Source organism: Brevibacillus fortis (assembly GCF_046196545.1).
Taxonomy (GTDB): Bacteria; Bacillota; Bacilli; order Brevibacillales; family Brevibacillaceae; genus Brevibacillus; species Brevibacillus fortis_A.
In genome coordinates, this window is the sequence record NZ_CP176370.1 from 5,771,317 (window position 1) to 5,796,578 (window position 25,262).

General features: G+C 46.7%; 25 protein-coding genes. 9 read left to right on the forward strand and 16 right to left on the reverse strand.

What is annotated here, in order from left to right:
• Positions 1 to 102 precede the first annotated feature (102 nt).
• The 4 genes from ACKKE8_RS28060 to ACKKE8_RS28075 form a co-directional block, all read right to left on the reverse strand.
• The gene (locus ACKKE8_RS28060; RefSeq protein WP_409175896.1) at positions 103 to 1,791 is read right to left on the reverse strand and encodes a YcdB/YcdC domain-containing protein; all 1,689 of its coding nucleotides are present in this window, start codon (positions 1,789 to 1,791) and stop codon (positions 103 to 105) included.
• Complete coding sequence (locus ACKKE8_RS28065) at positions 1,778 to 2,326, reverse strand: RNA polymerase sigma factor (RefSeq protein ID WP_219663291.1); 549 nt, start codon at positions 2,324 to 2,326, stop codon at positions 1,778 to 1,780. The genes ACKKE8_RS28060 and ACKKE8_RS28065 overlap by 14 nt, the downstream gene beginning before the upstream one ends.
• 76 nt (positions 2,327 to 2,402) lie before the next feature.
• Positions 2,403 to 3,929, reverse strand: coding sequence for a YcdB/YcdC domain-containing protein (locus tag ACKKE8_RS28070; RefSeq protein ID WP_409175897.1), 1,527 nt, complete (start codon positions 3,927 to 3,929; stop codon positions 2,403 to 2,405).
• A 110-nt stretch (positions 3,930 to 4,039) separates the two neighbouring features.
• On the reverse strand, positions 4,040 to 4,402 hold the full coding sequence (locus ACKKE8_RS28075) for a winged helix-turn-helix transcriptional regulator (protein WP_409175898.1): 363 nt from the start codon (positions 4,400 to 4,402) through the stop codon (positions 4,040 to 4,042).
• A 192-nt stretch (positions 4,403 to 4,594) separates the two neighbouring features.
• Here ACKKE8_RS28075 and ACKKE8_RS28080 point away from each other — a divergent pair, with 192 nt between their 5' ends.
• Both ACKKE8_RS28080 and ACKKE8_RS28085 read left to right on the forward strand, forming a co-directional pair.
• Positions 4,595 to 5,257 (forward strand): NAD(P)H-dependent oxidoreductase, encoded by a 663-nt coding sequence (locus ACKKE8_RS28080; protein ID WP_409175899.1) that lies wholly within the window; start codon positions 4,595 to 4,597, stop codon positions 5,255 to 5,257.
• Positions 5,258 to 5,451: 194 nt separating this feature from the next.
• Positions 5,452 to 5,886, forward strand: a complete 435-nt coding sequence (locus ACKKE8_RS28085; protein WP_409175900.1) for a hypothetical protein — start codon at positions 5,452 to 5,454, stop codon at positions 5,884 to 5,886.
• A gap of 98 nt (positions 5,887 to 5,984) precedes the next feature.
• Here the strand turns inward: ACKKE8_RS28085 and ACKKE8_RS28090 are convergent, their stop codons facing one another.
• Positions 5,985 to 7,181, reverse strand: a complete 1,197-nt coding sequence (locus tag ACKKE8_RS28090) for a hypothetical protein (protein WP_409175901.1) — start codon at positions 7,179 to 7,181, stop codon at positions 5,985 to 5,987.
• Between the two features lie 118 nt (positions 7,182 to 7,299).
• Between ACKKE8_RS28090 and ACKKE8_RS28095 the strand changes: the two genes are divergently transcribed.
• The 3 genes from ACKKE8_RS28095 (at position 7,300) to ACKKE8_RS28105 (ending at position 9,614) form a co-directional block, all read left to right on the forward strand.
• Positions 7,300 to 7,590: a hypothetical protein gene (locus tag ACKKE8_RS28095; protein ID WP_409175902.1), complete on the forward strand. Its 291-nt coding sequence runs from the start codon at positions 7,300 to 7,302 to the stop codon at positions 7,588 to 7,590.
• A 201-nt stretch (positions 7,591 to 7,791) separates the two neighbouring features.
• A complete protein-coding gene (locus ACKKE8_RS28100) occupies positions 7,792 to 8,442 on the forward strand; it encodes a hypothetical protein (protein WP_409175903.1) in 651 nt (216 codons plus the stop codon).
• A gap of 314 nt (positions 8,443 to 8,756) precedes the next feature.
• Entirely contained in the window at positions 8,757 to 9,614 is an 858-nt protein-coding gene (locus tag ACKKE8_RS28105) for an SDR family NAD(P)-dependent oxidoreductase (protein WP_409175904.1), read from the forward strand.
• A 63-nt stretch (positions 9,615 to 9,677) separates the two neighbouring features.
• Here ACKKE8_RS28105 and ACKKE8_RS28110 read toward each other — a convergent pair whose 3' ends face one another.
• Positions 9,678 to 10,187: a DUF2165 family protein gene (locus tag ACKKE8_RS28110; RefSeq protein WP_409175905.1), complete on the reverse strand. Its 510-nt coding sequence runs from the start codon at positions 10,185 to 10,187 to the stop codon at positions 9,678 to 9,680.
• Between the two features lie 283 nt (positions 10,188 to 10,470).
• On the opposite strand from ACKKE8_RS28110, the gene ACKKE8_RS28115 reads away from it, so the two are divergent.
• Positions 10,471 to 11,931 carry a PLP-dependent aminotransferase family protein gene (locus ACKKE8_RS28115; RefSeq protein ID WP_409175906.1) on the forward strand — a complete coding sequence of 487 codons (1,461 nt, stop codon included), beginning with the start codon at positions 10,471 to 10,473 and terminating at the stop codon, positions 11,929 to 11,931.
• A gap of 511 nt (positions 11,932 to 12,442) precedes the next feature.
• On the opposite strand, the gene ACKKE8_RS28120 is transcribed toward ACKKE8_RS28115, so the two are convergent.
• The 8 genes from ACKKE8_RS28120 to ACKKE8_RS28155 all read right to left on the reverse strand — a co-directional run bounded on the left by ACKKE8_RS28120 (position 12,443) and on the right by ACKKE8_RS28155 (position 19,996).
• Positions 12,443 to 13,399 (reverse strand): carbon-nitrogen hydrolase family protein, encoded by a 957-nt coding sequence (locus tag ACKKE8_RS28120; RefSeq protein WP_409175907.1) that lies wholly within the window; start codon positions 13,397 to 13,399, stop codon positions 12,443 to 12,445.
• A 70-nt stretch (positions 13,400 to 13,469) separates the two neighbouring features.
• Complete coding sequence (locus ACKKE8_RS28125; RefSeq protein WP_409175908.1) at positions 13,470 to 14,042, reverse strand: SCO family protein; 573 nt, start codon at positions 14,040 to 14,042, stop codon at positions 13,470 to 13,472.
• 15 nt (positions 14,043 to 14,057) lie between these two features.
• Entirely contained in the window at positions 14,058 to 14,384 is a 327-nt protein-coding gene (locus ACKKE8_RS28130; RefSeq protein WP_409175909.1) for a c-type cytochrome, read from the reverse strand.
• Positions 14,385 to 14,494: 110 nt separating this feature from the next.
• Complete coding sequence (cyoD, locus tag ACKKE8_RS28135) at positions 14,495 to 14,827, reverse strand: cytochrome o ubiquinol oxidase subunit IV (protein WP_007723955.1); 333 nt, start codon at positions 14,825 to 14,827, stop codon at positions 14,495 to 14,497.
• Positions 14,828 to 15,424: a cytochrome o ubiquinol oxidase subunit III gene (cyoC, locus tag ACKKE8_RS28140; RefSeq protein WP_409175910.1), complete on the reverse strand. Its 597-nt coding sequence runs from the start codon at positions 15,422 to 15,424 to the stop codon at positions 14,828 to 14,830. It abuts the gene before it with no gap.
• The gene (locus tag ACKKE8_RS28145; RefSeq protein WP_409175911.1) at positions 15,424 to 17,397 is read right to left on the reverse strand and encodes a cbb3-type cytochrome c oxidase subunit I; all 1,974 of its coding nucleotides are present in this window, start codon (positions 17,395 to 17,397) and stop codon (positions 15,424 to 15,426) included. Before ACKKE8_RS28145 ends, cyoC begins: the two co-directional genes overlap by 1 nt.
• 36 nt (positions 17,398 to 17,433) lie before the next feature.
• Positions 17,434 to 18,339, reverse strand: a complete 906-nt coding sequence (cyoA, locus tag ACKKE8_RS28150) for a ubiquinol oxidase subunit II (protein ID WP_409175912.1) — start codon at positions 18,337 to 18,339, stop codon at positions 17,434 to 17,436.
• Between the two features lie 199 nt (positions 18,340 to 18,538).
• Positions 18,539 to 19,996, reverse strand: a complete 1,458-nt coding sequence (locus ACKKE8_RS28155) for an aminotransferase class I/II-fold pyridoxal phosphate-dependent enzyme (protein WP_409179218.1) — start codon at positions 19,994 to 19,996, stop codon at positions 18,539 to 18,541.
• Between the two features lie 229 nt (positions 19,997 to 20,225).
• Between ACKKE8_RS28155 and hisC the strand changes: the two genes are divergently transcribed.
• Positions 20,226 to 21,341 carry a histidinol-phosphate transaminase gene (gene hisC / locus ACKKE8_RS28160; RefSeq protein ID WP_409175913.1) on the forward strand — a complete coding sequence of 372 codons (1,116 nt, stop codon included), beginning with the start codon at positions 20,226 to 20,228 and terminating at the stop codon, positions 21,339 to 21,341.
• Positions 21,342 to 21,428: 87 nt separating this feature from the next.
• On the opposite strand, the gene ACKKE8_RS28165 is transcribed toward hisC, so the two are convergent.
• Both ACKKE8_RS28165 and ACKKE8_RS28170 read right to left on the reverse strand, forming a co-directional pair.
• Positions 21,429 to 22,070 (reverse strand): NAD(P)H-dependent oxidoreductase, encoded by a 642-nt coding sequence (locus ACKKE8_RS28165; protein ID WP_409175914.1) that lies wholly within the window; start codon positions 22,068 to 22,070, stop codon positions 21,429 to 21,431.
• A gap of 20 nt (positions 22,071 to 22,090) precedes the next feature.
• Entirely contained in the window at positions 22,091 to 22,564 is a 474-nt protein-coding gene (locus tag ACKKE8_RS28170; protein WP_409175915.1) for a carboxymuconolactone decarboxylase family protein, read from the reverse strand.
• Positions 22,565 to 22,737: 173 nt separating this feature from the next.
• Here ACKKE8_RS28170 and ACKKE8_RS28175 point away from each other — a divergent pair, with 173 nt between their 5' ends.
• The gene (locus ACKKE8_RS28175) at positions 22,738 to 23,634 is read left to right on the forward strand and encodes a sigma-70 family RNA polymerase sigma factor (protein WP_409175916.1); all 897 of its coding nucleotides are present in this window, start codon (positions 22,738 to 22,740) and stop codon (positions 23,632 to 23,634) included.
• 295 nt (positions 23,635 to 23,929) lie between these two features.
• Positions 23,930 to 25,225 (forward strand): MFS transporter, encoded by a 1,296-nt coding sequence (locus tag ACKKE8_RS28180; protein ID WP_409175917.1) that lies wholly within the window; start codon positions 23,930 to 23,932, stop codon positions 25,223 to 25,225.
• Positions 25,226 to 25,262: the final 37 nt, after the last annotated feature.

Genomic DNA, 25,262 nt, shown 5'->3' on the forward strand with positions numbered 1-25,262 from the left:
GCTTTCATGGATAGCATGTTTCTTATGGATTGCTATTTTATTTACTAACCCCGAGTGAATAAAAAGCCCGCCCCTCATGATGAGAAGCGGGATCACGTATGTTTATTTCAATGCCTTTCCTGTTAGCGCATCCAGCCTAAAGCCAGAAATCGTGTCCACCGTAAAAACCAGAAGTGGTTTTTGTTGCAGCTTCCCACCAACTACCGGAAGCACATACCCCAATTCGACCGGATGGCTCTGCAAAAATCGCTTGGCTGCTTCTTCCCTCGATATGACTGAGTCCAATTCCGGGAAAGATTCAGTCGGACTCGTGAAGTAGTCCATGAAATTCACGATCTCCCCAGTTTGCCCATCGACATTGACGAGGTAATGCTGGTCAGCAACGATCACACCATCATGCAGAACATAGAAGCTGAAGCTATACGCCGTTGCAGAAGGCATCGCAATTTTGATTTCGTCGATCTTCAGCTCCTTCACACGGCTGTCCAGATAAGGCTGCAAAAACTGAACGGCTTTTTCCTTGGCCTCCTCATAGCTAAGCTGGGCATTTACTGGATGGTTCTGATGCTGTGTGGAGCTGGCCATCTCTTTACTGCGGCGCACCTGAAAGCCTGTGATTACCCCGTTGTTTGAGTAGATGGTGACTCTGCCTAGCCCTTCCTTGGCCTTGTAGGTCGTCATCTGCTCGCCCTTCAACTTCTTATCGCCACCAGTGAGGATAAATTCATCCAGCTTCACCTGAAACTGTTCCGCCATAGCCTTCGCCACTTCTTCCTCCGTTTGTACAGCGACCTTCTTGCCTCCAGGCGTTACCGGGATGGGATCTGAGTACAGGCTTTTATCCGACGCTTCTCCCCATACCTCTTCTCCTGTCACTGCGTTCATATAGCCAGTTGTCTGAAGAGAATACGTCAATGACGGCTTCCCCGTATTTCTCGAACTCGCAAAATAGGTAAGCTCCATGAGCGAAGCCACTTTCTCTGAGAGCTCTTCTTCGGACAATACAGAGTCCGGCTCGGCAAACGACTCCGACGATATTTGCAGTGGCGCAGCTTCGAACGTATTGACATATGTGACAATATTACTGTTGACGCCAACGATGTATCGGTCCGTGAAAACGGGAAGCCCATTTGCATAGCGCGTATAGGTCACCGCATCCCAATCATTGCCGCTGGTCTGACTCATTTGGTACTGCTTGAACTCGTCTCCCAACAGCGCTTGTAAAAAGGCAGCAGATACTCGCTTCGCTTGTTCTTCTGTAGGCGAAGGGGCCCCTTCATTCATCGCTTTCTCATTTTCGTAGCGGCTCATTTTCCCCGTGACTGCCACCATCTCCACAGATGCGTACCGCTGTTCCTTTCCTTGCCCCTTTTGATAGAAGACAATCTCATAGATCCCATCTTCTATTCCGATGACTTTGGGTTCCATCGCCTTTAGTTCCGGAACGAGATTGAACAGCTTTTCCAAGGTTTGCTTCGCGGCAGGGGATACTTCCGCCAGCTTCAACTGCTGACCCTTCAACACGAGCGGAACTTCTGGCTGCGTCGTCGTGATGGATTCCGGATGGGTAATCAACCGGGTAAAAATCGGCGCCAACAAAAAGACTGCGAGCAGCACCGCTGCGGATAATCCTAGTCGAATTGTCGTGCGTCGCGTTTTACTTCTGCTTCGATGCTGTTGATCGACCTCGACCAGCTTTCTTTCCAATGTGTGCAAAAACTCGCTGCGGGGGACTGCATCCGGTCTGTTCCGAAATTCCTGTAACACTTCTTCATCGCTAGGAAATTTCATGCACACCAGCCCCCTTTTCATAAATGTGTAACGCCGTTTCTTTTACCATCTTCATCGCGCGGTGAAAGTCTACCTTGACCTTCGCCTCTGTGCAGCCGAGAATTTCCGCTGTTTCCTTCACCGTATACTCTCTGATTCCCCGCAATACGATGACGTTTCGGTACTTGGGCTTCAGCTGTAGCAGCGCTTTTTCAAAATGAGTACGTTCCTCTTTATCCTGCAGCTCTTTTTCCGGCAAACCCTCTGTGCTGGGCAACAGCTTTAGCAAGGTCCCGGCAAAAATCGTTTGCAGCCGTTTCTTTCTGTATTCATCGATGGCGACATGCTTGGCAATATGTAAAATCCAAGTGCGCATACTCGAGCGCTCCTCAAATCTATGCAAGGATTTAATGACGCGTACAAACACTTCTTGGGTCAAATCCTCTGCGGCTTCCCGACTTCCGATAAAATGATAGAGATACTGATAGACTTCTTTGGAATACATCCTGTATATCCCTGATATGTCTTGCTGACCTCGATCTTCTCGAGCATCCAAGGCTTCTTCCTCCTCTTCTCGCGACAGGACATGATGGAATCCCGCTTCTTATAATGGGAAGCGGGATCGAATACGATTATTTGAATGACTTTCCTGTTACCGCATCAAGCAAGAAGTAAGAGACCGTGTCGATAGAATAAACCAGACTTGGCTTTGCTTGCACCTTCTCGTTCTGAACAGGGAACATGTACCCGAGCACAGCTGGACGGTCTTTCAAAAACTGTTTGGCGGCTGCTTCTTTGGAAATGGCGGTCTTTTTGTCCGGGAAAGGAACAGCAGGCTTCGTAAAGTAGTCCATGAAATTTACGATTTCCCCGGTCTGTCCGTCTACGTTGACGAGGTATTGCTGGTCTGTCACAACCACACCGTCATGCAGAGCGTAGAAGCTGAAGCTGTATGCCGTTGCAGAAGGCATCATGATCTTGGTCTGATCGATCTTCAGCTCCTTCACACTAGCGTCGAGGTACGGCTGCAAAAACTGAACCGCTTTTTCCTTTGCCTGCTCGTACGAAAGCTGGGCATTTGCCGGTTTATTACCATGCTGTATAACATTGGCCATCTCGACTTTTCCACGGACTTGGAAACCGGTTACTTCGTTGTTGTTCGTATAGACCGTGATCCTGCCGTCTCTTCCCTTGGACCTGTAAATCGTTTCCCCTTCCCCCTTCATTTCCGCTGGGGTATGCGTATCTGTCTCTAACGTGATTCCATCCATCTTGATTTGAAATTCTTCTGTCAGCACCTTCGCAGCTTCATCGGCGTTGCTGACTGTGAGCTTTTTGCCGCCTGAATTGACCGCAATGACATCCGAGTAACGACTTTTAAGGGAGAAGGCACTCTCAATTTCTTCTCCTGTCACAGCATCCAAGTATCCGGTCGACTCCAGCGAGTATTTCAAAGCCGGCTTTCCTGTCTCCTTTTTATGCGCGGAATAAGTGAGCTCCATAAGCGAAGCGACTTTCCCCGTCACTTCTTCTTTGGACATTACCTTTCCTGGCTTGGCAAACAAAGAGGAGGCTGCTCGGAGCGTGGCGCCTTCAAACGTGTTCACGTACATGACACTCGAACTGTTGACACCAACGACATAACGATCGGTGAACACAGGTACACCATGCTCGTGGCGCGTGTAGGTGACAGCATCCCATTCACCCTTGGTTGTCTGGGTGGCTTTGTACTTTTTGAAATCATCGCCCAAGAGCTTTTGCAAAAATGCCGCAGATTTTTGTTTGGCAACCGCTTCCGATGGCTGATTGTTTTGCTTCTGCATTTCCTGTTCGTTTTCGTAGCTATGCAAAGCACCTGTCGTTGCTTCCAGGCCCACCATGGCATACAGCTCCATCCTGCCTGGGGCAACTCCTTTGTCAAAGCGCAGCTCGTACACACCGTTTTTCGATCCGTTAATCTTTTTGTCCATGCTTTTTAATCCAGGCTGGATGGCGTAGAGCGTCTGGAGTGTTTTTTCTGCTGCTGGTGAGAGCTTCAAACCCTGCCCTTGATTGGTCGCAGCTTGTACGGTCATTATTGGATGTTGCAGCCATAGCGGAGTTGCCGCCAACAAACTTGCCATGAATAACGTTCTTGCCAATTTCTTTGTATGTTTCACAGTTGTTCCCTCCCAAGGAATTTTGTGTTTGTTTTTTTGTCCTATGTAATAGTCGGAAAAACCACAAGGAGGTTACAAAATAAAAAACCACCCTTTTCAGGTGGCGGTATTCATGACCCATGAGCAGTAGATAGAGACTCTTCTGTAGCATCTGTTTGAAAATGAGCTCCCCACTCTCGCAAATAATCAATGACAGGTCCCAAGCCTTGCCCTAGCTCTGTCAACTCGTACTCTACTTTTGGCGGAACGACAGGATACACTTCTCGCTTGACGATTCCTGCTTCCTCCAGCTCCCGCAATTGCTCTGCCAGCATTTTATGATTCACACCGATTATATTTTTCTTTAACTCTCCGTATCTTTTTTTCCCTTTAAGCAACTGACAAATGATCGATACCTTCCATCTTCCCGCAAAAACCGAGACAGCAAGCTCGATCGGGCAAGGATATTCCTTGCCATTTAATAGGTACATCATCGATGGCCTCTTCTTCATCCCACTCACTTCCCTTTTCGTAAGTATTAACCGAAAAAGTGCGTACTTACTTTTCTTTAGTGTATTCGGTATGCTCAGTTTTGTAAAACATTTTTAAAGGAGAGACCCTCATCGAGGAAATCGCCCATTTTCTATCAACGGTTTCATAAATTTATTTGAAAGTAGGATGACATCATGCGTAAAGATCAAATCATAGAAGCTTATCAATTCAGACACGCCTGCAAAGAGTTTGATGCAGCTAAAAAAATTACGAATGAAGACTTTGATTTTATTATGGAGACCGCTCGCCTGTCGCCCAGCTCCTTTGGCTTTGAACCATGGAACTTCCTCGTGCTGCAAGATCCAGCTCTTAGAGAAAAGCTGCTACCCGTCACATGGGGTGCGCAAAAACAACTGCCGACCGCAAGTCATTTCGTCATCGTACTGGCGCGGACCAAACAAGAAATGGCCGCTGATTCCGATTATATCCAGCATATGATGAAAGACACGCAGGATCTGCCGGAAAACGTCGTACAGCAAAAAGGAGCGGCTTACGATCACTTCCTGAAAAATGATTTCGCCCTGTTTGACGACGAGCGAGTCATGTTCGAATGGGCATCCAGACAGACCTACATCGCGCTTGGCAATATGATGACCTCTGCTGCCATGATCGGCATTGATTCCTGCCCCATTGAAGGCTTTGCAAAAGAAAAGGTCGAGGATATCCTCGCGGCGGAGGGACTCCTCGACAGAGAACGCTTCGGCATCGCTTGCATGGTGGCCTTTGGCTACCGGAAAAATGAGCCTCGTGCGAAAACCAGACAAACGAAGGAAGAGATTATTCGTTTTATCGGGTAAAACCAACGATTGGCTCCACGTAAAAAAGCATTCGAATTCCGAATGCTTTTTGTCGTTTTATATAAATTTCAGTGAGTCTTCCTTAATCAATAAATGTGAAAGATTAGTGAACGTAATTAGAACATATTTACAATTATCCAAATAATTGATATGTTGTATTTGTCCCAAATTTTACATACTCAGGAGGTATTTACATGAAGAAGTTTGCTACTACTGGTCTACTTGCCCTAACACTCGTACTAAGTACATCTGCATCCGCATTTGCTGCCGTATACCCTGATAATGAACCAAACAATACCAAAGACACAGCAAATGTTTTTCATGTAGCTGATGGAAACCAAATTAACGGTAAACTGAATAGAAACGGAGACCCGCAAGATTACTTCAAGTTTACTCCTGCCGTAAATCAAAAAGTCCGTTTTCAAATCGCCTACTCTAAAGCTAATAAGCAAGAATTCACTCTAGTGTTAAACCGTAACTACAAATACGCAACAACTCGGGAAAAGGACTATTTCGATGTTGACTTAGTAGCTGGAAAAGAATACAACCTCCTAGTTGAAGGCGTATCTTATGATTTGGACAACAATAACTTCAACTATTCCGTATATACTTACGTGTTACCAAACTAATAAACATGACAAAGTCGCCAACAATGGCGACTTTGTTTCATATGCAACATAAAAACAGCCATCGCACAAAACGACAGCTGTCAGGTTGATACTAAACCTTATTCCCCGTACTGAAAGCCTACAATACGACCTGCTTCATCCACAGAAATAGTTATCCCCTTGCCTTTGGCTGGACGGAACGTCACGTCTGCTGTCACAAACCCATAGACGTAGTCTTCAAAAATGGCACCGCCACCGCCCTGCTCAACCTTTGCCTCTACTTTATACTGGCTTGCTTGATCGCCCACCAACTGTTTCAGGAAAGCGGCTGCTTTCTCTTTTGCCATCTTCTCGGCAGGGAGCTTTTTCGACACCCAATCTGGATTTTGGATCATTACTTTACTCAATTCGTTTGTACGGGTATCCATGATAACGAAAGCTTCTGCACGAGGAGTCGGACTGTACACCCGTTTTTGCGCTTCAAACATTTTCAGGAGTTGCCAGTTACCTTCGATGCCGTAATCATCATAATCGGAAAATTGTGCAGTGTCTGGGAAAAGCTTCGTCACCTCGGCTACTTCCTTTTCCACCTCAGGGGAAAATTTGCGCTGCTCCACACCCGCTGGAATGCTTACTTCGAATGTTTTCTCATCAAAAACCGGTTGGAAATCCACCTTGTCTACGGTGTAGGAAAATGCTTGTGCTTGATTATGGGTGAAGGTGCGCTTGAGCAGCAGCCCTGTCTCTTTGTCGATCCACAGGTCATCCTGGTAATGGTGAGGCTTGCCATCGATTTTCGCGTCTTCTATTTTGACGACGTGATACACGGCTCGATTCAACAGTTGTGCTTCCTTCACGGTAATCGCGACCTTCGAATCTGGCAACGCCACTTTCAAGCGCTGGAGCTCTCGCTTCGTCTTGTTGATTTCGTTATCGTATGTGCCAATCGTTGCGGAGTGGACAAATCCTCTGCCGCCTTCTTGATACGCCGCCACCTGTCCAGCCTTCCCTACGGCATGCTGAACCCTTTTCCCGTCTGAGACTTCCTCTCTCCATTCTCCTTTGATTGTGTTATCCCATGTTTTTGCCTTTTGGGTCTCGGTGCCCTGCTTCGCTTTCGATGTGTGCGTGGATTCGATGTACATGGAGACAGGCTGTTTTTTGTCCATTTCTTTGACGAGCTGATCAAAAGTGATTGCTTGGGCTTTATTCGCTACGGCTACCATGTTGGTTTGCGCTTGTGCGATCCCAACTGGGGATACCGCTGAGAGAAGGAGTGCTGCCATGCTAACGGTAACAAGTGCTTGCTTTTTCATGTGGGTTCATCCTTTCGACTCGTTGATTGCTGTTCACTTGTTACGATCCTCATCATGCACATCTTGTGACACAAATCCCTGAAAAAATATATTTTTTCGCTTTTCCCTAGCAGATGGGTTGATTGAATCCACATGCGATCCACTCGATTGTGATGTGGAGCTGTCATCTGAGGCCCTGCATTATTGCTTCACCCATTTGTGGGGATGGAGTACGCTTCGCATCAATGGCAGACTGCAAGCGCCAAAAGGTCGGAAGGCTCGTTTCAAGCGCTTTGTCATGCTCGGGCATGTTGCACAGTTGAACAATTTCGGTATTTATATGGGTTGGAACTGGGCGTTTGTCCGTTTTGCGGTAAATTATTTGGGAGAGAAGATTCGCAACCGCTATATGACGACACACAATATATGAAAATAGGAAAATACGCCCATTTCACCATTGGTTGAATGGGTGTATTTTGTCCTAGTCCCTATGAGCATGTAAGAGAGAATGATCATTATTAGAATATTCTCAATTATCCTTATCTATTTCCATTATTATACACACCGTGATAGAATCGGAAAGGAAATTCCGTACATTTCCAATTATGTTTAAAAAGGTGGATCTATTCAGATGAAAAAACTAGTATCCGTAGCTTTGCTGCTCTCTATGTTGGCTATCACTGCTTGTTCGAACAAGCCAGCTGATACAAAGCCAGCTGAGCAAAATGCAGCACAAACAACAGAAGCTGCTAAAACAACTGAAGCGCCAAAAACAGATTCTGCTGCACCAGCGCCAACTGCAACAACAAACGACAAGCTGGAAGCGAAAAAGGTTCTGAACGACAAAGTAGAAATCTTGATTCCAAAAGGCTTTACTGTCATGTCTGAAGAGATGGCGAAAGTAAAATACCCAATGGACAATCGCCCTTCCTTGATTTATACCGATGAAAAAGGCACCATTAACATCGCGTTTAGTCATACGGAAACCCCTATTCTAGAGGACAGCCTTATCAAAGACATGAAAGACCCGATGAAAAAAGCGTTTTCCAATTTGTACAAAGATGCAACCTGGTATCGCGATGAAGTAATCCAAATCAACGGGAAAAACGTTGGTGTGTTTGAACTGCTGACACCTGGCGCTGATACGAAAATTTACAACCTCATTTTCTTTACAGAACTCGACGGCAAAATGCTGATGACCACCTTCAATTGCACCGAGGCACAAATGGAAGAGTGGAAGCCGCTCGCGCAAGAAATTTTGATGTCTTACAAAGTGCAATAAGGAAACAACGATTCCCCCTCACTGAGTAAAAGCACCCGCAAATGGGTGCTTTTTTAGCTTTTTCTGTTTGCTGCATCCAACTCTTTCTTCCAATGAAGCAAAGCCTCCCGTGAAGGATACGGATTGGGAAACTGCAATGCTTTAAGTTCGACCATCCCCCGCCTGTTTGCCACCCAATCAACAAGCTTCACCACAAGCTCGCAGTATATCCGATTGCACTCGCACACAATTAAAAATAGACATTTATTTAAAATGTCTATTATAATCAAAACATCATATACAAATGTTTGTTTTCAATTTGAAGGAGGCCTATCATGAATCAGTTTGAAAACAAAGTAGCGGTCATTACCGGAGCGGCCAGTGGTATCGGTCGCGCTTTGGCAACGCGCTGTGCTGAGGAGCAGATGAAGGTTGTTCTTGCCGATGTGGAAGTAGCGGCGCTCCAACGAGTAGAGCAAGAGTTAAAGGCAGCAGGAGCAACTGTCCTCGCCGTTGTAACGGACGTAAGCAAAGAAAAAGATATCCAAACTCTTGCACAGAAAACGCTAGACTCGTTCGGTGCTGTCCATCTATTGTTCAACAATGCAGGAGTTGGGGCAGGCTCGACAATCTGGCAAAGCACCCTCGCTGATTGGCAATGGGTCATGAATGTGAACTTGTGGGGAGCTATTCACGCTACACAAATTTTCATACCCATGATGTTAAAACAAGGGACTGAATGCCACATCGTGAACACCGCCTCTCTCGCTGGCCTTGAGTCCGGACCTGGGAATAGCATTTATCGTGTAAGCAAGCATGCGTTAGTCAGTCTGTCGGAAACCCTCTACCACGAATTGAAAATGATCCAATCCAAAATCGGTGTTTCCGTTTTATGCCCCGGCTTTGTTCAGACGCAAATATGTGATGCCAATCGCAATCGTCCAGCCGAGTACAGCAAACCAGGAGATATCGTGGAGCCCTCACCGATGACCACCGCCATCGACCAGTTCATTCGCTCAGGTGTTGAGCAAGGAATTTCTCCGAAAGAAGTAGCTGATCACACCTTCCTGGCGATCAAGAGCAATCGCTTTTACATTCTGCCAGATCCCTCGTATAAAGAGACAGTGCGTCAGCGAATGGAAGATATTTTGAACCAGCATAACCCGACGTTCGTGATTCCCTCGCATATTTAACTCCGAACAAAAAATGCGTTTCAAACCAAAAAGCCACGCTCTCAAAGGAACGTGGCTCTTGTTTTACGTATCATTTAATTCTCGATCTCGCAAGGAAACCAAGACAACGAATCCAATCATTACCTCTGTAATGTTAAACGCTACCTGCTGACCATTCCATACTTGTGATTGCCACATAGCGAACCACTCTGCGCCAACAATCGCAAAACCGAAAAACCAGATGCAAAAAGCAACCATATAAGCGATGTATGCGAATGCTTTAGAGTTATTGAACGTTTTTGCATCTTTCTTTACAGAACGCAGCATCTTTCCGGCAGCAATCCAACCAAAAAGTGAAAACACCCCTTCCGCAATGATGATTCCGATATAAGCAATGGTGTGAGCAGTCGGATTAGTAATCGCTCGCCACATAAGTGCGTTCCCCTCAAACGTGGTATCCATGGACAGAACATGTTGGACAAATTGATAATTGGAATGGTAGTCCATAAGATTTCCTAAGAAAATGGCTGTTCCAAATGCTGCGGATAATGCTACAACCAAAACCTTCAAATACCGTAACGTCAAATTACTCAATGCTGATCACGCCTCCTTTCCCTACTTTTTAATAATCCGCCAGATGTCTTTACTCATTCTCGATCGGATTGACACACCCTTTCTCTTTGTAAGAAAAATCTATCTATTTTTATCACGATTATTCATCACCACTAAATGGAAACCTAATCATACTCATTCAGAAATGGAACCATCCAATTCATGATTTTTTCCCCATCCATTGTTCAACAGTTTGGAACGGTTTTGTCACATGTATTTTTCTTAACAATGTTATGATGAAATGGATTACCCCATATAACAAACAATGAATATGTGCAAGGTTGTGATTATCATTTGGAAGCCTGATCGGTCGAGCAGTCAAACTCTATATCACCAAATAGCCGATGAGATTGAACGTAGAATTTCATATGGAGAGTTCCCTCCTGGGAGCCTGCTCCCTTCTGAGAGAAAACTGGCTGAGCAATTAGGAGTAAACCGAAGCACTGTTATTTTAGCGTACGAGGAACTTCGGGCATTAGGCATCATCGAGAGCAGAACAGGAAGCGGTACTCGTGTGAGTAAAAATAAATGGGAGGCAACTCCGAAGCATACACCGAACTGGCATCGATATGTAGAAGGTGGTCAATTCCTCCCGAATTTATCTTATCTGCGTCGGATCAGAGAGGCCTTGCAAAAAGACAGCAGCCTCATCGATTTTGCGAGTGGAGAATTGTCTTCCCAGCTCTCACCCGGCAAGGAAATCAGTACCCAGATGAAGGAAAACCCCTTCACCGAATATCTAGGATACGACAATCCGCAAGGCTTCACACCATTGCGTGAAGAGCTGGTCTCGTATTTGTCACGATACCGGAATGTGCAGACAACTGACTCTTCCATCCTCATCACGTCGGGTTCTCAACAATCTCTGTATTTGATCACCCAATGTCTTCTTGCACCCGGCGATGCAGTTGCCATCGAAGACCCCTCTTATTGTTACTCGTTGCCTATGTTTCAATCTGCTGGCCTTCGTCTGTTCCGCCTTCCTGTCAGCAATAACGGAATGAATCCAGAAGATATTCGAGCTTTATATAAAAAGCATCGGATCAAGATGATCTTTATCAATCCTACTTTTCAAAACCCTACAGGGGTTTGTCTTGATCCCGCTCGGCGCACGCAGCTGTTGGATGTAGCAAGCGAACTTGGTCTTCCGATTGTAGAGGACGATCCTTTCAGTCTGACTTCCTATGACGGCAAGCCTCCACTGCCGCTCAAATCATTGGATCAGCTTGGCTCCGTTCTCTACATCGGTTCCTTTTCCAAAATTGCTGCATCCGGTTTACGAGTCGGTTGGATGGTGGCGCCTCATTCCGTTGTCGAACGTTTGGCAGATGCCCGCCAGCAGATGGATTTTGGTCTGAGCGTGGTGCCACAAAAAATCGCGGCCCAGTTTTTGCATTCCGATAACTTCCTGCCGCATTTAGAGCGGTTACGTATGCATTTACAGTACAGAAGAGATTTGCTTGTGGAGGCACTGCAAAAAGAGTTGCCCAATGAGCTTTCGTTCACCGTTCCCCAAGGCGGATTACACTTGTGGTGTAAAATTAACCTAGATGTGAACGACAACCAATTATTTGAAGAAGCCCTTCGCAGAGGCGTCGTTTTTGTGCCAGGAAGTGTGTATGGTTCAGACTCCGGCTACATTCGCTTTACCTTTGCGCGACCAAAAGAAGAGGAAATTACGCTGGGTGTCGCTAAATTTGCGGATGCGTTGAAGACTGTTTTGTAATAGTAAAGTTGTCCACCAACGATTGTGGTCGGGAGAAGCCCTGCCACATGTTTTCCAGTCACCTGTATCCTCTCTACGTTCGGGCGGTCTCCTTCCAAACATGTGACAGGACTTTCGTACAGCTTTTGGTTATTTCCAGCTTTTTGAGCGTCTTGCTTGTTAGAACAGGGGAGCTTGATTCACTGATCTACTGCTTTGGATTCACGTTCAAGTTTTATGCCAAAGCAACGTAGGCGAAGCGCATTTCCAGTCCAAGCGCCTCTGGAGCCCATCCCAGCACCGGAATAAATGGCGGGGAATTTCAGCTTCACCTATGGAATACCTCTTTGAAACCTCTACGTTTGAAGCGCTCCCGCCATTTATTCCGGTGCGGACAGTCAAATCCCCCCTTGCAGGGCGTAGGCCGAAGCGTAGACTGGAAATGCGCTTCTTCCCCCACCACGGTAGCTACAAAAAGGACCTCCACCGCTTGTATCAAGCAAATGGAGATCTTTTTTATATTATATAAGCTCTACTTCATCCACTTCACATTCTCTTTTTTCTCTTCATTCACCAACAATGTAAAAACATCCGGTCGCGAGTAATGTCCAACGACATCAAAATCGAATTGGCTATAAGCGATATCGCGAATGTCTAGATCAGCGTAGAGAATCTCCTCCCGACCAAAAACAGGCTCGACGATATAGTCACCCAATGGCCCCACAATCGCACTTCCACCTCTGCTCATCTCGTCTGGCGAAGAAGCCAGATCTTCGTAGCAAGCCAAATCAGTCGGATACATATCTTTTGTTACGTACTGATTGCTCGATAAGACGAAGCATCTGCCTTCCAACGCGATATGGCGGATGGTAGCTTGCCATGCATCCCTCGCATCTGCTGTAGGCGCGATGTAGATTTGCACGCCTTTTGCATACATCGCTGCTCGCGCTAACGGCATATAATTCTCCCAACAAATCAAGGCCCCGATCTTACCGTAAGGAGTATCGAATACCGGCAAAGTACTTCCGTCCCCTTCGCCCCAAATCAACCGTTCGGATGCAGTCGGCTTCAGCTTGCGATGCACGCCGAGCAACTCACCATCAGGTCCGAAAAATAAGACGGAACAATATAGGGTACCGCCGCTATTTTCATTGTCTCTCTCGATCACACCAATGACGAGATACACGCCAGCTTTGCGAGCTGCCTCCCCGAGCTTGTCTGTCTCTTCACTCGGGACGACAATCGAATTGTCCCAATAACGAAACCAGTCTTTACGCCCCTCATGGGAACGACTGCCTACTTTTGTCCCAAAAGTAAGGCCTCTCGGATACGCCGGGATAAAAGCTTCGGGAAAAACAACGATTTTCGCTCCCTTTTCTCCTGCTTCCAGTGTCAGTGAAACAGCCTTTTCCGTACTTGCCTCAAGGTCCATGATGACAGAAGCAGCTTGAACAACAGCAACTCGAACGTTTTGTTGCGGATTAGACATATTGACCTCCCCTGCTCTCCTAGAAGAAATTCGCTTGTTCTCCTATATTCGGTGTATCCGAGGGTCTCCCCTACTGTTGCAACAATTTAATATCCTCGATAATTTTATCGTAGGACACGTCCGTCATCCCGTCATAGCGACCAACCAGATTCCCTTGTTGATCGACCAGATACAACAGCGTATCGTGGATAACCTGATCGGAGTTCGGGTCCTTGGATATCGGTGTCTTAAACGATTTGAGAATGAACGTTTTGATCTCCTCGAATGTATAGCCAGTCAAAGCGTGCCAGTTTGAGAAATCGGCATTGAATTTGCTGAGATACGTTTTTAATGCTTCTGGCGTGTCTCTTTCTGGATCGACGGAAAAGGAGACGAACTCCACATCCAGACCCGCTTCTTTTGCTTTTTTCTGCAATTCGGCCATGTTTGCTGTCATCGTCGGACAGACGGTTCCACAATACGTAAAAATAAAGTTGGCGATCCATACCTTGTTTTCTAAATCAGTTGAAGAGAAAGGCTTCCCTTCCTGATCTGTATACGCAAATGGATGAACCGGATTGTTTAGATCATATCTTGCTGGACCACACGCAGTTATCAAAACCATCAGGATACTGAGCATGATCAACCAAGCTGTTTTTTTCATGGTACCGCCCCTCTCCTATTCCTTTTTCTCAGAGAGCCACTTCGCTAACTGGCCGATTTCCTCGGTGCTGAGCACATTTTCATAACCAGGCATGCCATTTGCGCCGACCGTAATTATTTCAACGAGTTTTTCCTCCGTCATTTTCGAGCCAACTTGCTGCAAGCCTGGACCTACCCTACCGGATAAATCGTTACCGTGGCAGCTCATGCAATTATTTTTGTATAGCTTCATCGCACTTTTATCTGCATCTGCAACTTCTGTTTGCTCTTCCGTTGCGCCATTGCTGCATGCAGTTGCAACCAAGAACAGTGAACCAATCATGAGATACTTGATGGCTTTCACAGAAACCCCCTACCTTTCAGACGGGAATAACGTTACCTTACAAAAAAGGGACGCCCTGCAACCGAGAATCAGGGCGTACAGCAGTACGCCCCCCGATTGAATTTACGTCATTATAGGGCGACCATGTTGTACATCATGATCCAAATCGACCCGATCACGATGAGGAATACGATAAATAGCCCGAGTAAGAGCGACATCAAGTTGTAACGTGGTTTATCCTCTTCCTTCAGATGCATGAAGAAGAATAACTGGACAATAAACTGGAACAGAGCCGCAACTAAATAGATGATGAGTCTCTTATCGCTATCCAACCAACCGTTTTCTAGGGCCAGAATGGGAATGATTGTGAGTACAAGCGACAAGACGAAACCAATCACATACGATTTCAGGGAACCATGACCGCCGTGTTGTTCTGTCGTGCCATGTACAGATTGCTTGCTCAATTAATTCACCCCCATCACATACACGATGGTGAAGACGAAAATCCAAACAACATCAAGGAAATGCCAGAACAAGCTGATAATATTTACTTTTCGTTTCGTCACTGGTGTAATGCCATGCTTCGCAATTTGCATGATGACGATGATCATCCACCCAATACCGAGCGCCACGTGCAAGCCATGCGTTCCTACCAGCGTGTAAAAAGCAGTCAGGAATGCACTCGTGCTAATCGTTGCCCCTTCGCTTACGAGGTGCATGAACTCATTGATTTCCAGGAACAAGAAGGATGCTCCCAAAAATACGGTAACCCCCAGCCAGTTCATCAAAGCAAAACGATTGCCCTTATTCATCGCGAGAATGGCAAGACCGCTCGTAAAGCTACTGGTCAGCAAAATAAACGTACTCGCGTAAATACCATTCATCTGGAAAAGATCTTTAGGACCTGGACCACCATCCGTGTTGCCTTGCAGTACGATATACGTCGCAAACAAGGTAGCGAACAAGATAACATCCGTCATGAGGTAGATCCAAAAGGCAAACGTGCGCAATTCCTCTTGGTCTGGATGATGATCATGATGTCCAGCATTCACATTAGCCATTACGTAATCACCCTCCCTGCTTCCGCCTCTGTACGTTTAATCTCTTCCACCGTGACATAATAGTCCGTGTCGTGGTTAAACGAGTGAACAACCATACACCCAAGTACACCGATAAACCCTGGTACAGCCATCCATAGCCAATCAAAAATCAAACCGAATCCGACAAAGAACCAGAACATGGACATCACGATCGGAATACCGGAGTTTTTCGGCATATGAATCGGCTCCAGCTCTACTTTCGTCGGCTTTTCCAAGCCTTGCTCGATGCGCAGCTTTCTTTCATGCCAATCATCTTGAGACGTTACCTGCGGCATTACAGCAAAGTTATAGAATGGAGCTGGAGAAGGAATCGACCACTCCAATGTACGAGCATTCCATGGATCACCTGTTGTATCTTTCTTCATGTGCTTGATACTGTGTGCAATGTCCCAAATCTGGACAAGGAATGCAGCACCCATGATTACGGCACCGATCGTCGATACCAGGTTCATTTCGAACCAGCCTTTGTCCCAGCCATACGTGTAAAGACGACGTGTCATACCCATCAAGCCCAATGCGTATTGCGGCATGAAGCACAAGTAGAACCCGATGTTCCACAGCCAGAAAGCCCAACGGCCAATACGCTCATTTAGCTTGAAGCCAAAAATCTTCGGCCACCAGTAGTACAAGCCAGCGAAGAATCCAAACACGACACCCGCAATGATTACTTGGTGGAAGTGTGCAACGAGGAAGTAGCTGTTGTGATATTGGAAGTCAGCAGGTGCTACGGACAGAAGTACACCCGTCATCCCACCAATGACGAAGTTCGGGATAATCCCGACCGTCCACAGCATCGGCGTTTCGAACGTAATTTTTCCTCGGAACATCGTAAACAGCCAGTTAAACACTTTCACACCTGTCGGAATCGCAATCAACATTGTCGTGACCGCGAAGAACGCATTGACGTCCGCACCGGAGCCCATTGTGAAGAAATGGTGAGCCCATACGAGAAACGAGAGAACGCTAATGATGATCATCGCGAACACCATGGATTTATAGCCAAACAGCTTTTTCCGAGAGAACGTCGCAACGATCTCGGAGAAAATCCCGAACGCTGGCAGAACAATAATATATACTTCCGGGTGACCCCACATCCAAATCAGGTTGATGTACATCATCGGATTACCGCCGCCATCCAAGGTGAAGAAGTGTCCCCCCAAATAGCGATCGATAAACAGCAGTGCCAATGTAACCGTCAAGATTGGGAATGCGAAAACGATTGCGATACAACTCGACAAAACTGACCAGGAAAACATCGGCATTTTCATCAACGTCATACCAGGAGCACGCACTTTCAAGATCGTCACAATAAAGTTAATCCCGGTCATCAAACTACCAATACCTGAGATCTGAATCCCCCAAATGTAGAAATCCTGACCTGGTCCCGGGTTAAAGGCTAACTCCGAATACGGCGGATAAGCCAGCCATCCCGCATCCGGGGAACCCCCGATGACGAAGGACAAGTTAAACAGCATCGCCCCTGAGAAAAACAGCCAGAAGCTGAGCGCATTCAGAAACGGAAAGGCTACGTCACGTGCACCGAGTTGCAGTGGCACGATAACATTGAACAAACCAAACATAAGCGGCATCGCCATAAACAGAATCATAATGACGCCATGCGTCGTAAAAATCTGATTGTAGTGATCCCCACTCAAAAACTGCATCTCAGGCATGACGAGCTGAGCCCGCATCAGGAGAGCATCTACCCCTCCTCGAAACAGCATGAGAACGGAAGCAAGAATGTACATGATACCGATCTTTTTGTGATCGACAGTTGTCAGCCATTCGCGCCAGAGCCATCCCCATTTTTTAAAGTAAGTCAGCACCGATACGATTGCGATGATACTGAGCACAATGCTGACGTCCGCACCGTAAATAAGTGGATCGCCTGTTACGAAAAATTCAGAGGCGAATTCTTTCACACTCTCCCACATCGTTGTCTCTCTCCTCCCTCTTTCAATTTCAACCGACTATTCTTTCACCCGCGCTGGCGGTTGCACTCTCGTAGATAAGCCGTGATTGTGTGAAGCAGCATATTTGGTCACAGTCATCTCGTACAATCCTTCAGGGAAAGCGGAGAAATAGCGTACATCCGATGTTCCTTGTTTGGTCAGCTCTTTGTAACCATCCAGCGTCAGCTCAGGGGAAGTATTTTTCACCTGATTCACCCATTGATCAAAGTCTTCTTGGGAAGTCGCATTCGCTGTAAAGAACATCCTCGCAAATTCTTTTCCGGTAAAGTTCGCACCAGATCCCATGTACTCACCCTGCTCATCTGCTTGCAGGTAAAGAGTCATAGACATGCCGGACATGGCATAAATCTGACCGCCAAGCTGTGGAATCCAGAATGAATTCATCGGGGCGTCAGATGTCACTTCAATGCGTACTGGCGTATCCTCTGGGAATTGGACGTAGTTCACAGTGGCAATGCCTTGTTCAGGATATTGGAACAGCCACTTCCAATCCAAATTCGTCACTTGAATCGTGATCGGTTTCTTCTCGGATTCCAACGGTTTGGATGGCTCCAAAGAATACGTGTACTGAACTGTCACGATCCCAATTAACGTAATAATGATGATGGGAATGCCCCACCAAATGATTTCCAGTTTCGTACTGTGTTCCCAATTAGGCGTGTACTTCGCCTTTCTTCCTTCTCTGTCACGGTATCGCCATACAATGACAAAAGTAAGAATTAGTACAGGAACAATCACAATTAACGTTAAAAGCGTGGATAAAATCATTAAGTCCTTTTGCTGTTCACCAATGGGTCCTTTCGGATCGAGCACGATATAGCTATCAGCGCAACCGGTCGTCAAGAACAGCAGGATGAACATGAACAAAAATGACATACAGCGTACTGTCTTGGACGTCTTCATGTCCTTGTCCTCATCTCCTATCACCATGCACGGGTACTATTGAAACAAGTCTTACTCTAAAGCCGGACCAATGGAGTGTCACCAGCCAATGACAAAGTGGATCAACCAGCCATGTTCAAGAATCCGCTGCATTTTGGACACTTTTTGGACATAAAAAGAAAAAGGCCACCCCAAGGCGGCCTTTCCTCCTATTGTTCGGTTATTCCTTGATAACACGTATGGTTTGTAGCGTGGGGTCTTCAAAGCCTTGTACAGGTAAACCTGCCTCGATGTTTTTCTTCGTATAGATAAGGTTCTCTTCCGAAATGATTTCACCCGGGATAAAGATCGGAATACCTGGTGGATATACCATGACAAACTCCGCGATGATTCTTCCCACGGATTGTTCAACAGGAATCATTTCTGTCGGTGCGTAAAATGCATCGCGAGGAGTGACAGCCAGTACCGGTATTTTGGGAAGCTGCATTTTCGGGCGGCTTCTTCTGTTTCCTTGATCCTCGGACCCGGCAGCCAGCTCCTCCAAGGCATAGACAAGGATTTGCAAATCTTCTTTCGTATCGCTTGGTGTGATAATACAAACGATGTTGTACAGGTCAGATAGCTCTACTTCAATGTTATAGCGATCACGGAGCCATTTTTCAGCTTCATATCCCGTAATGCCGAGGTCTTTTACCGAGATGACCAGCTTGGTCGGATCATGTGCAAACGCTCCATTTGTCCCGATAATTTCTCTCCCAATGCAGTACAAATGATTAATTTTATTGATTTGTGCTCGTGCTTCGTTTGCCAGCTGAATCGTTTGATCCAATAGCGTTTTTCCGGATGTAACCAGCCGCTTTCTCGCCACATCGAGCGAAGCGAGCAGTAAATAGGAAGTGGATGTCGTCGTGAGCATGCTATAGATAGCTTGTACACGCTGAATCGAAACGAGATTCCCCTGAATGTTCAACAACGAACTCTGCGTCAGAGAGCCTCCTAATTTATGCATACTGCTTGCTGCCATATCTGCACCAGCTTGCATCGCCGATAGTGGAAGCTTGGGATGGAAGTGGACATGTGAGCCATGCGCTTCATCTACAAGTACAGGCACTCCTCTGGCATGCGCAACTTGCACGATACTCTTCAAGTCACCGGCAATTCCGAAATAGGTTGGATTGATGACTAAAACTGCCTTTGCATCGGGATGCTGTTCTAATGCTTTTTCCACAGCTTGCGGTGTGATTCCATGTGAGATCCCGAAGACAGGGTCTATTTCTGGATGTAAAAAGATAGGAGTCGCACCCGATAAAACAATTCCGCTCATGATAGATTTGTGTACATTCCGTGGCACGATGATCTTATCGCCGGGATTACATACCGCCATAATCATGGTCATAATGACTCCGCTCGTACCTTGAACAGAAAATATGGTGTGATCAGCGCCAAAGGCTTCAGCAGCCAATTCCTGCGCTTGTTTGATAATTCCTTTTGGTTGATGCAAATCGTCCAATGGTTCAATGTTAATCAAATCGATGGAAAGTGCATTTTTCCCCATGAACCATCGAAATTCAGGATCCATCCCTTTCCCTTTCTTATGACCTGGTATATGGAATTGGATTGGATTCTTCTGGGCATGCTTTCTCAGCCCGTTAAAGAGCGGCGTTTGCCCTTGAATCAACATTTTTCCCACCTCACTATCCTTCCGAGTTGTTTGAATGAGTGATGTTTCTGGGCTGATTATAAAGGAAGCAGCTCCTTCCTTCATGATCCAATCTTGACTTTTATAAACCATCCAATTTGTGTCCTTCCTCGTAATTGGTCTGTTTCATCTTTCGCGAATTGGCTGGTTACACTGCTGGAGATTTCACTTACAGTGTTGCTACCATGAAGTTTTGGAGGCCATATAGATGAAACAACTGCCCACTACACAATCGCGAAAAGCACTAGAAAAGATACAATCCTATCAGCCTGGAATGCCGATTTGGGAGATGAAAAAAATGTACGGACTCTCCCATATCCTTAAATTAGCCTCAAATGAAAATCCACTCGGCCCATCTCCAAAGATCATCCGCGCCATTCTCGGTGCGCTCCCGGAGCTGCATCGTTACCCGGATGCCCATACAACGACGCTGAAAGGGCACTTGGCTGATCACCTTGAGTTAAGTCCAGAGCATTTAATCGTCACGAATGGCGGTGACGAACTGATCAAGCTCATTTCCGAAACCTATTTGGAGCCCGAGGACGAAATCGTCGTGCCTTCGCCGACTTTTAGCGAATATGAATTTGGCGCACATATTATGGGAGCTGTCATCAAAACGGTTCCGCTTAAGGCCGATTATGCATTCAATGTCTCTGCTATTTTGGCAGCCATCACAAATCGAACAAAACTTGTCTACCTTTGTTCCCCAAACAACCCGACAGGCACCTATTTGACTCGTCAGGACTTGACGGCATTGCTAGACCAATTGCCAGACGGGGTGCTTGTGGTACTCGACGCTGCTTACAGTCACTATGCAACGGCTGACGATTACACAACGGGTATTGAATTCGTCCGCCAAGGATATCCTGTTCTCGTCTTGCAAACCTTCTCGAAAATTTACGCGCTTGCCGGTATTCGCGTCGGATTTGGCGTCGCTCACCCATCCGTGATCCAAAAAATCCTGAAAGTAAAAGAGCCGTTTAACGTCAATTCTTTGGCACAAACAGCCGCAATTACCGCCCTTGGAGATGTGGAGCATTTTGAAAAATCCCTCACGGAAAACACCAAAGGCCGCAAGCAGCTGTATGATGCATTCGATGAAATGAATATCCCCTATACCGTGAGTATGTCTAATTTTATCTTGGCAAAATTGGGACCAAATGCAGGTAGGATTTATCAAGAGCTGCTGGAAAGAGGAATCATTTTGCGTTACGGAGACACTTGGGGGTTACCGGAGTATATTCGAATCAGTGTAGGTACGCTGGAGGAAAATCAAATTCTCATACAAAACCTCCGTGAGCTATTGCTTATCGTAGGAAAATGAATGAAAAAAAGGATAGCACTACACCTAGCAAAAGCAAGTTAGGTGCAGGCTATCCTCTTTTTCCATTCCCCCAAAAGGGGAAAATCGTCAAAATTTCATGGCAACTTCGCGCGCTTGTTGAATCGCCTTTTCTTTTATCGCAGGCTCTTGCTCGGGTTTCGCGGCCATGCCCTCCACAAATATCGCCTCAAAAGTAGGAACTCCAACGAATTCCATAATGGCCTTCAGGTGGCGGTGACCCATTTCTAAGTCTGCATCCTCTGAGCATGGTGACAAGAAACTTCCGCTAGCTTGAATATGAACGGCTTTTTTATCACTCAGCAAGCCAACTCGGCCGACATCCGGTAAATATTTAAAGGTTTTACCCGCTATGCAAATGGAGTCAATGTATGACTTCATAACCGGTGGATACGAATAATTCCAAATCGGAGTAACAAATATATATTTATCTGCGGCAACAAATTGATCAACCAACTCATCCATACGGCTGAGTTTCCTTATCTCCACTTCGGTCAATTGATCAAATGCAATACCTGCTTTCAGTTTGCCCCAACCACTAAAAACGTCGGAATCAAGTTGCGGTACATCCATTTTATACAGATCAAGATGAATAACTGCATCATTTGGATTTGCAGCTCGATAAGTCTGTACAAACTCTTTACCTACTAACATGCTGTATGATTTTTCATAATCATGTGGATTTGCCGTAATATATAATACTGTTGCCATAATGTAGCACCCACTTTCAATTATTCGCTCGCAGAAACTGTTACGATCTGTCTGGTAGAAACGTTAAGTCGATTCCATAGGTTGGCCGTGGCGATCCCGGCGATCAGAGTCGCCAGTGCCAGGCCATCAAAATGTCGGGCTGCCTCATTAAATATTTCATCGGGTACGGGATCTACTCGATCATTGAGCCGGGTAACAGCTTCACTGAGAGCAAGGGCAGCACGCTCGGTATCATTAAAGTATTGTGTTTCACGCCATGCCGATACGGCCAGTAGACGCTCTGTAGATTCACCTACCGCCAAGGCATTACGCGAATGAAGTTCGACGCATACACTGTCCCCATTGATTTGGCTTGCCCGAAGATAGGTAAGGAAGAGCGTACGGCTCGGAATACCCGTTTTCTCTGCGGATGTAAATAGAGATTTGCCCAAGGCTTGTAAAGCTTGAGTCGCATCGGGAACGATCATAGCCGGACTATCCATTCTTGATTGCATGTGAAGCACTCCTCTTATTTTTCTTAGAACCGATTTAGGCTCCTTACTATGTTGACGGCTCGCCCCCCCGGACTTGTGACAAAATTAAATGATCGGTATTTGTCACATTGCTAAGAGTTCATCCGTCAGAATTTATATAGGCCTTTTTATTTTTGTGCGAGGGAGTTTGAAAGATGAGCGAACAGGTTTGGTTGGCAAATATATTCGAATCACACCGAAAGCACCTTCAGGCAGTCGCTTATCGAATGCTTGGATCATTGAACGAAGCGGAGGATGCGGTACAGGAGTCTTGGTTACGTCTTAGTCGTGTGGATGCAAGCGGCATTGAGAACATGGGAGGATGGTTGACCACCGTTGTTTCACGGGTTTGTCTCGACATGTTACGATCGCGAAAATCTAGGCGCGAAGAATCGATAGAAACTCAATTGCCCGATGCTTTCACAAGCCAAGAGAATATTATTGACCCCGAACAAGAAGCCATATTGGCAGATTCTGTCGGTATTGCACTGCTAGTCGTGCTTGGTAATTTGAACCCTGCGGAACGCATCACGTTCGTCCTGCACGATGTTTTCGCCATGCCCTTCAATGAGATTGCGCCTATTTTAGGTAAGTCGGAGGTCGCTACAAGACAACTTGCGAGCAGGGCACGCCACCGGGTTCGCGGGGCGAAAGCAATGGAGGAAGTAGACCTTGCTCTCCAACGCGACGTCGTTCAAGCTTTTCTTGCTGCAGCGCATGCAGGCGATTTCGATACTCTAGTAGCCGCGCTCGATCCGCACGTTATTCTTCGTGACGATCGTCAAACAGGATCTTCAAGAGTAACGCGAGGCGCGGTTGCTCTAGCGAAACAAGTTTCGGGACGTGCACAGAAAGCTGCACAACTAGCCCTCGTTAACAGAACAGTAGGAATCATTGTGGCTCCTCAAGGAAAATTGCTTTATGTACTCAAATTTACAATGACTCACGGAAAGATTACCGAAGTCGACTTAATCTCCGATCCTGAGCGCATAAGTCATCTTGATCTGAAGGTATTAAACACAGTTGTGCCACGGCATACAGATGGTGCCTAGCATTACATGATCCTGCCCGTTTGCTTTCATCATCCCACTTCTTGCTTGAGAACCTCTCGTCTAAAACCACATGGAAAAGTCCCCTTTTAGGGAGGGGACTTTCTCTACACGCTGACCGGATCGAAAATGTCCGGTGTTTTTGCTTTTGCAAAGTGTTTCCTAAGCTGGATTCTCCTTGTGTTTACCCGTCGCCAATACTATACTGAATGCAAATTCCCCAGTCACTTCCACCCGCAGGGATGACTGAAATTTCATAACTTCACGAAAGCTTTTGCTCTATAGAAAGGTGGATCAGATGTCACTCAAACCTAAAGATTTACAAAGCTACATCGACTCCCCAGATAAACAGCAAAGACTATACAAACGAACGCTCTGGATTGTAGTCATCTCACAAATTTTCGGCGGTGCAGGACTTGCGGCAGGTGTCACCGTGGGGGCTCTCCTCGCTCAGGATATGCTCGGTTCGGAAAGCCTCGCGGGCATCCCTTCCGCATTGCTCACGTTTGGCTCTGCTGTCGCTGCATTGCTGGTGGGTCGACTCTCTCAACGCTTTGGACGCCGTTTGGGGCTCGCTAGTGGATTCTTAGCCGGAGGTATTGGCGCAATTGGGGTGGTTATCGCAGCCGTCGCAAACAGTATTGTCCTTCTGTTTGCTTCCTTAATTCTGTATGGGGCTGGCACCGCCACTAACCTGCAGGCCCGCTATGCAGGCACAGACTTGGCAAAGCCTAAACAGCGAGCGACTGCCGTGAGTATTGCCATGGTCTCCACTACATTCGGGGCGGTTGCAGGACCAAATCTGGTGGAAGTCATGGGGCGATTCGCTACATCTATCGGTGTCCCCGCACTGGCTGGTCCGTTCATCTTGGGAGCCGCAGCCTTCATCCTCGCTGGTCTCGTATTTTGGGTACTGCTTCGACCGGACCCGTTCATCGTATCGAAAGCAATCGCCGAAGCACAACAGGTGGATCAGAGCTCTCCGTCCTGTATGAATGAGAATCATCTTGCAAGCAACAACCGGGGCATCATCGTGGGAGCCACTGTCATGATTTTGACGCAGATCGTCATGGTCGCAATTATGACGATGACACCTGTACATATGAAGCACCACGGACATGGTCTCTCTGAAGTAGGCATCGTCATCGGTTTTCATATTGGTGCGATGTACCTCCCCTCGCTCTTGACGGGTGTACTCGTTGACAAGATCGGTCGCTCCACAATGGCATATGCATCAGGTGTCATACTGCTTGCAGCCAGCATGACTGCTGCTTTTGCGCCGGCCGATTCGATGCCGCTACTCATCACCGCTCTTGTGTTGCTCGGACTGGGCTGGAATTTTGGATTAATTAGTGGCACAGCGCTTATTGTGGATGCAACACAGCCCGCCACTCGTGCGAAAACGCAGGGAACGGTTGATGTCTTGATTGCCTTGGCTGGTGCATCCGGCGGAGCCCTGTCTGGTATGGTCGTCGCCAATGCCAGCTACGCAACCCTTTCACTTGCCGGAGGCGCTTTATCGCTGTTGCTGGTCCCTGTCCTAATTTGGTCCCACAGAAAGAGCAAACAAAGTGTAGAGATCTCCCAAAACTAAAGCCACCCTCATCAGGTGGCTTTTCCTCTATCCCAAG

Excerpts from the sequence above, each read along its gene's own strand:
- ACKKE8_RS28180 (WP_409175917.1), top strand. The coding sequence starts at position 23,930 with ATGTCACTCAAACCTAAAGATTTACAAAGCTACATCGACTCCCCAGAT.
- cyoA (WP_409175912.1), bottom strand. The coding sequence starts at position 18,339 with ATGAAGACGTCCAAGACAGTACGCTGTATGTCATTTTTGTTCATGTTC.
- ACKKE8_RS28125 (WP_409175908.1), bottom strand. The coding sequence starts at position 14,042 with ATGAAAAAAACAGCTTGGTTGATCATGCTCAGTATCCTGATGGTTTTG.
- ACKKE8_RS28145 (WP_409175911.1), bottom strand. The coding sequence starts at position 17,397 with ATGTGGGAGAGTGTGAAAGAATTCGCCTCTGAATTTTTCGTAACAGGC.
- ACKKE8_RS28170 (WP_409175915.1), bottom strand. The coding sequence starts at position 22,564 with ATGCAATCAAGAATGGATAGTCCGGCTATGATCGTTCCCGATGCGACT.
- ACKKE8_RS28105 (WP_409175904.1), top strand. The coding sequence starts at position 8,757 with ATGAATCAGTTTGAAAACAAAGTAGCGGTCATTACCGGAGCGGCCAGT.
- hisC (WP_409175913.1), top strand. The coding sequence starts at position 20,226 with ATGAAACAACTGCCCACTACACAATCGCGAAAAGCACTAGAAAAGATA.
- ACKKE8_RS28080 (WP_409175899.1), top strand. The coding sequence starts at position 4,595 with ATGCGTAAAGATCAAATCATAGAAGCTTATCAATTCAGACACGCCTGC.
- ACKKE8_RS28100 (WP_409175903.1), top strand. The coding sequence starts at position 7,792 with ATGAAAAAACTAGTATCCGTAGCTTTGCTGCTCTCTATGTTGGCTATC.
- ACKKE8_RS28085 (WP_409175900.1), top strand. The coding sequence starts at position 5,452 with ATGAAGAAGTTTGCTACTACTGGTCTACTTGCCCTAACACTCGTACTA.
- ACKKE8_RS28175 (WP_409175916.1), top strand. The coding sequence starts at position 22,738 with ATGAGCGAACAGGTTTGGTTGGCAAATATATTCGAATCACACCGAAAG.
- cyoC (WP_409175910.1), bottom strand. The coding sequence starts at position 15,424 with ATGGCTAATGTGAATGCTGGACATCATGATCATCATCCAGACCAAGAG.
- ACKKE8_RS28115 (WP_409175906.1), top strand. The coding sequence starts at position 10,471 with ATGAATATGTGCAAGGTTGTGATTATCATTTGGAAGCCTGATCGGTCG.
- ACKKE8_RS28060 (WP_409175896.1), bottom strand. The coding sequence starts at position 1,791 with ATGAAATTTCCTAGCGATGAAGAAGTGTTACAGGAATTTCGGAACAGA.
- ACKKE8_RS28120 (WP_409175907.1), bottom strand. The coding sequence starts at position 13,399 with ATGTCTAATCCGCAACAAAACGTTCGAGTTGCTGTTGTTCAAGCTGCT.
- ACKKE8_RS28075 (WP_409175898.1), bottom strand. The coding sequence starts at position 4,402 with ATGATGTACCTATTAAATGGCAAGGAATATCCTTGCCCGATCGAGCTT.
- ACKKE8_RS28165 (WP_409175914.1), bottom strand. The coding sequence starts at position 22,070 with ATGGCAACAGTATTATATATTACGGCAAATCCACATGATTATGAAAAA.
- ACKKE8_RS28090 (WP_409175901.1), bottom strand. The coding sequence starts at position 7,181 with ATGAAAAAGCAAGCACTTGTTACCGTTAGCATGGCAGCACTCCTTCTC.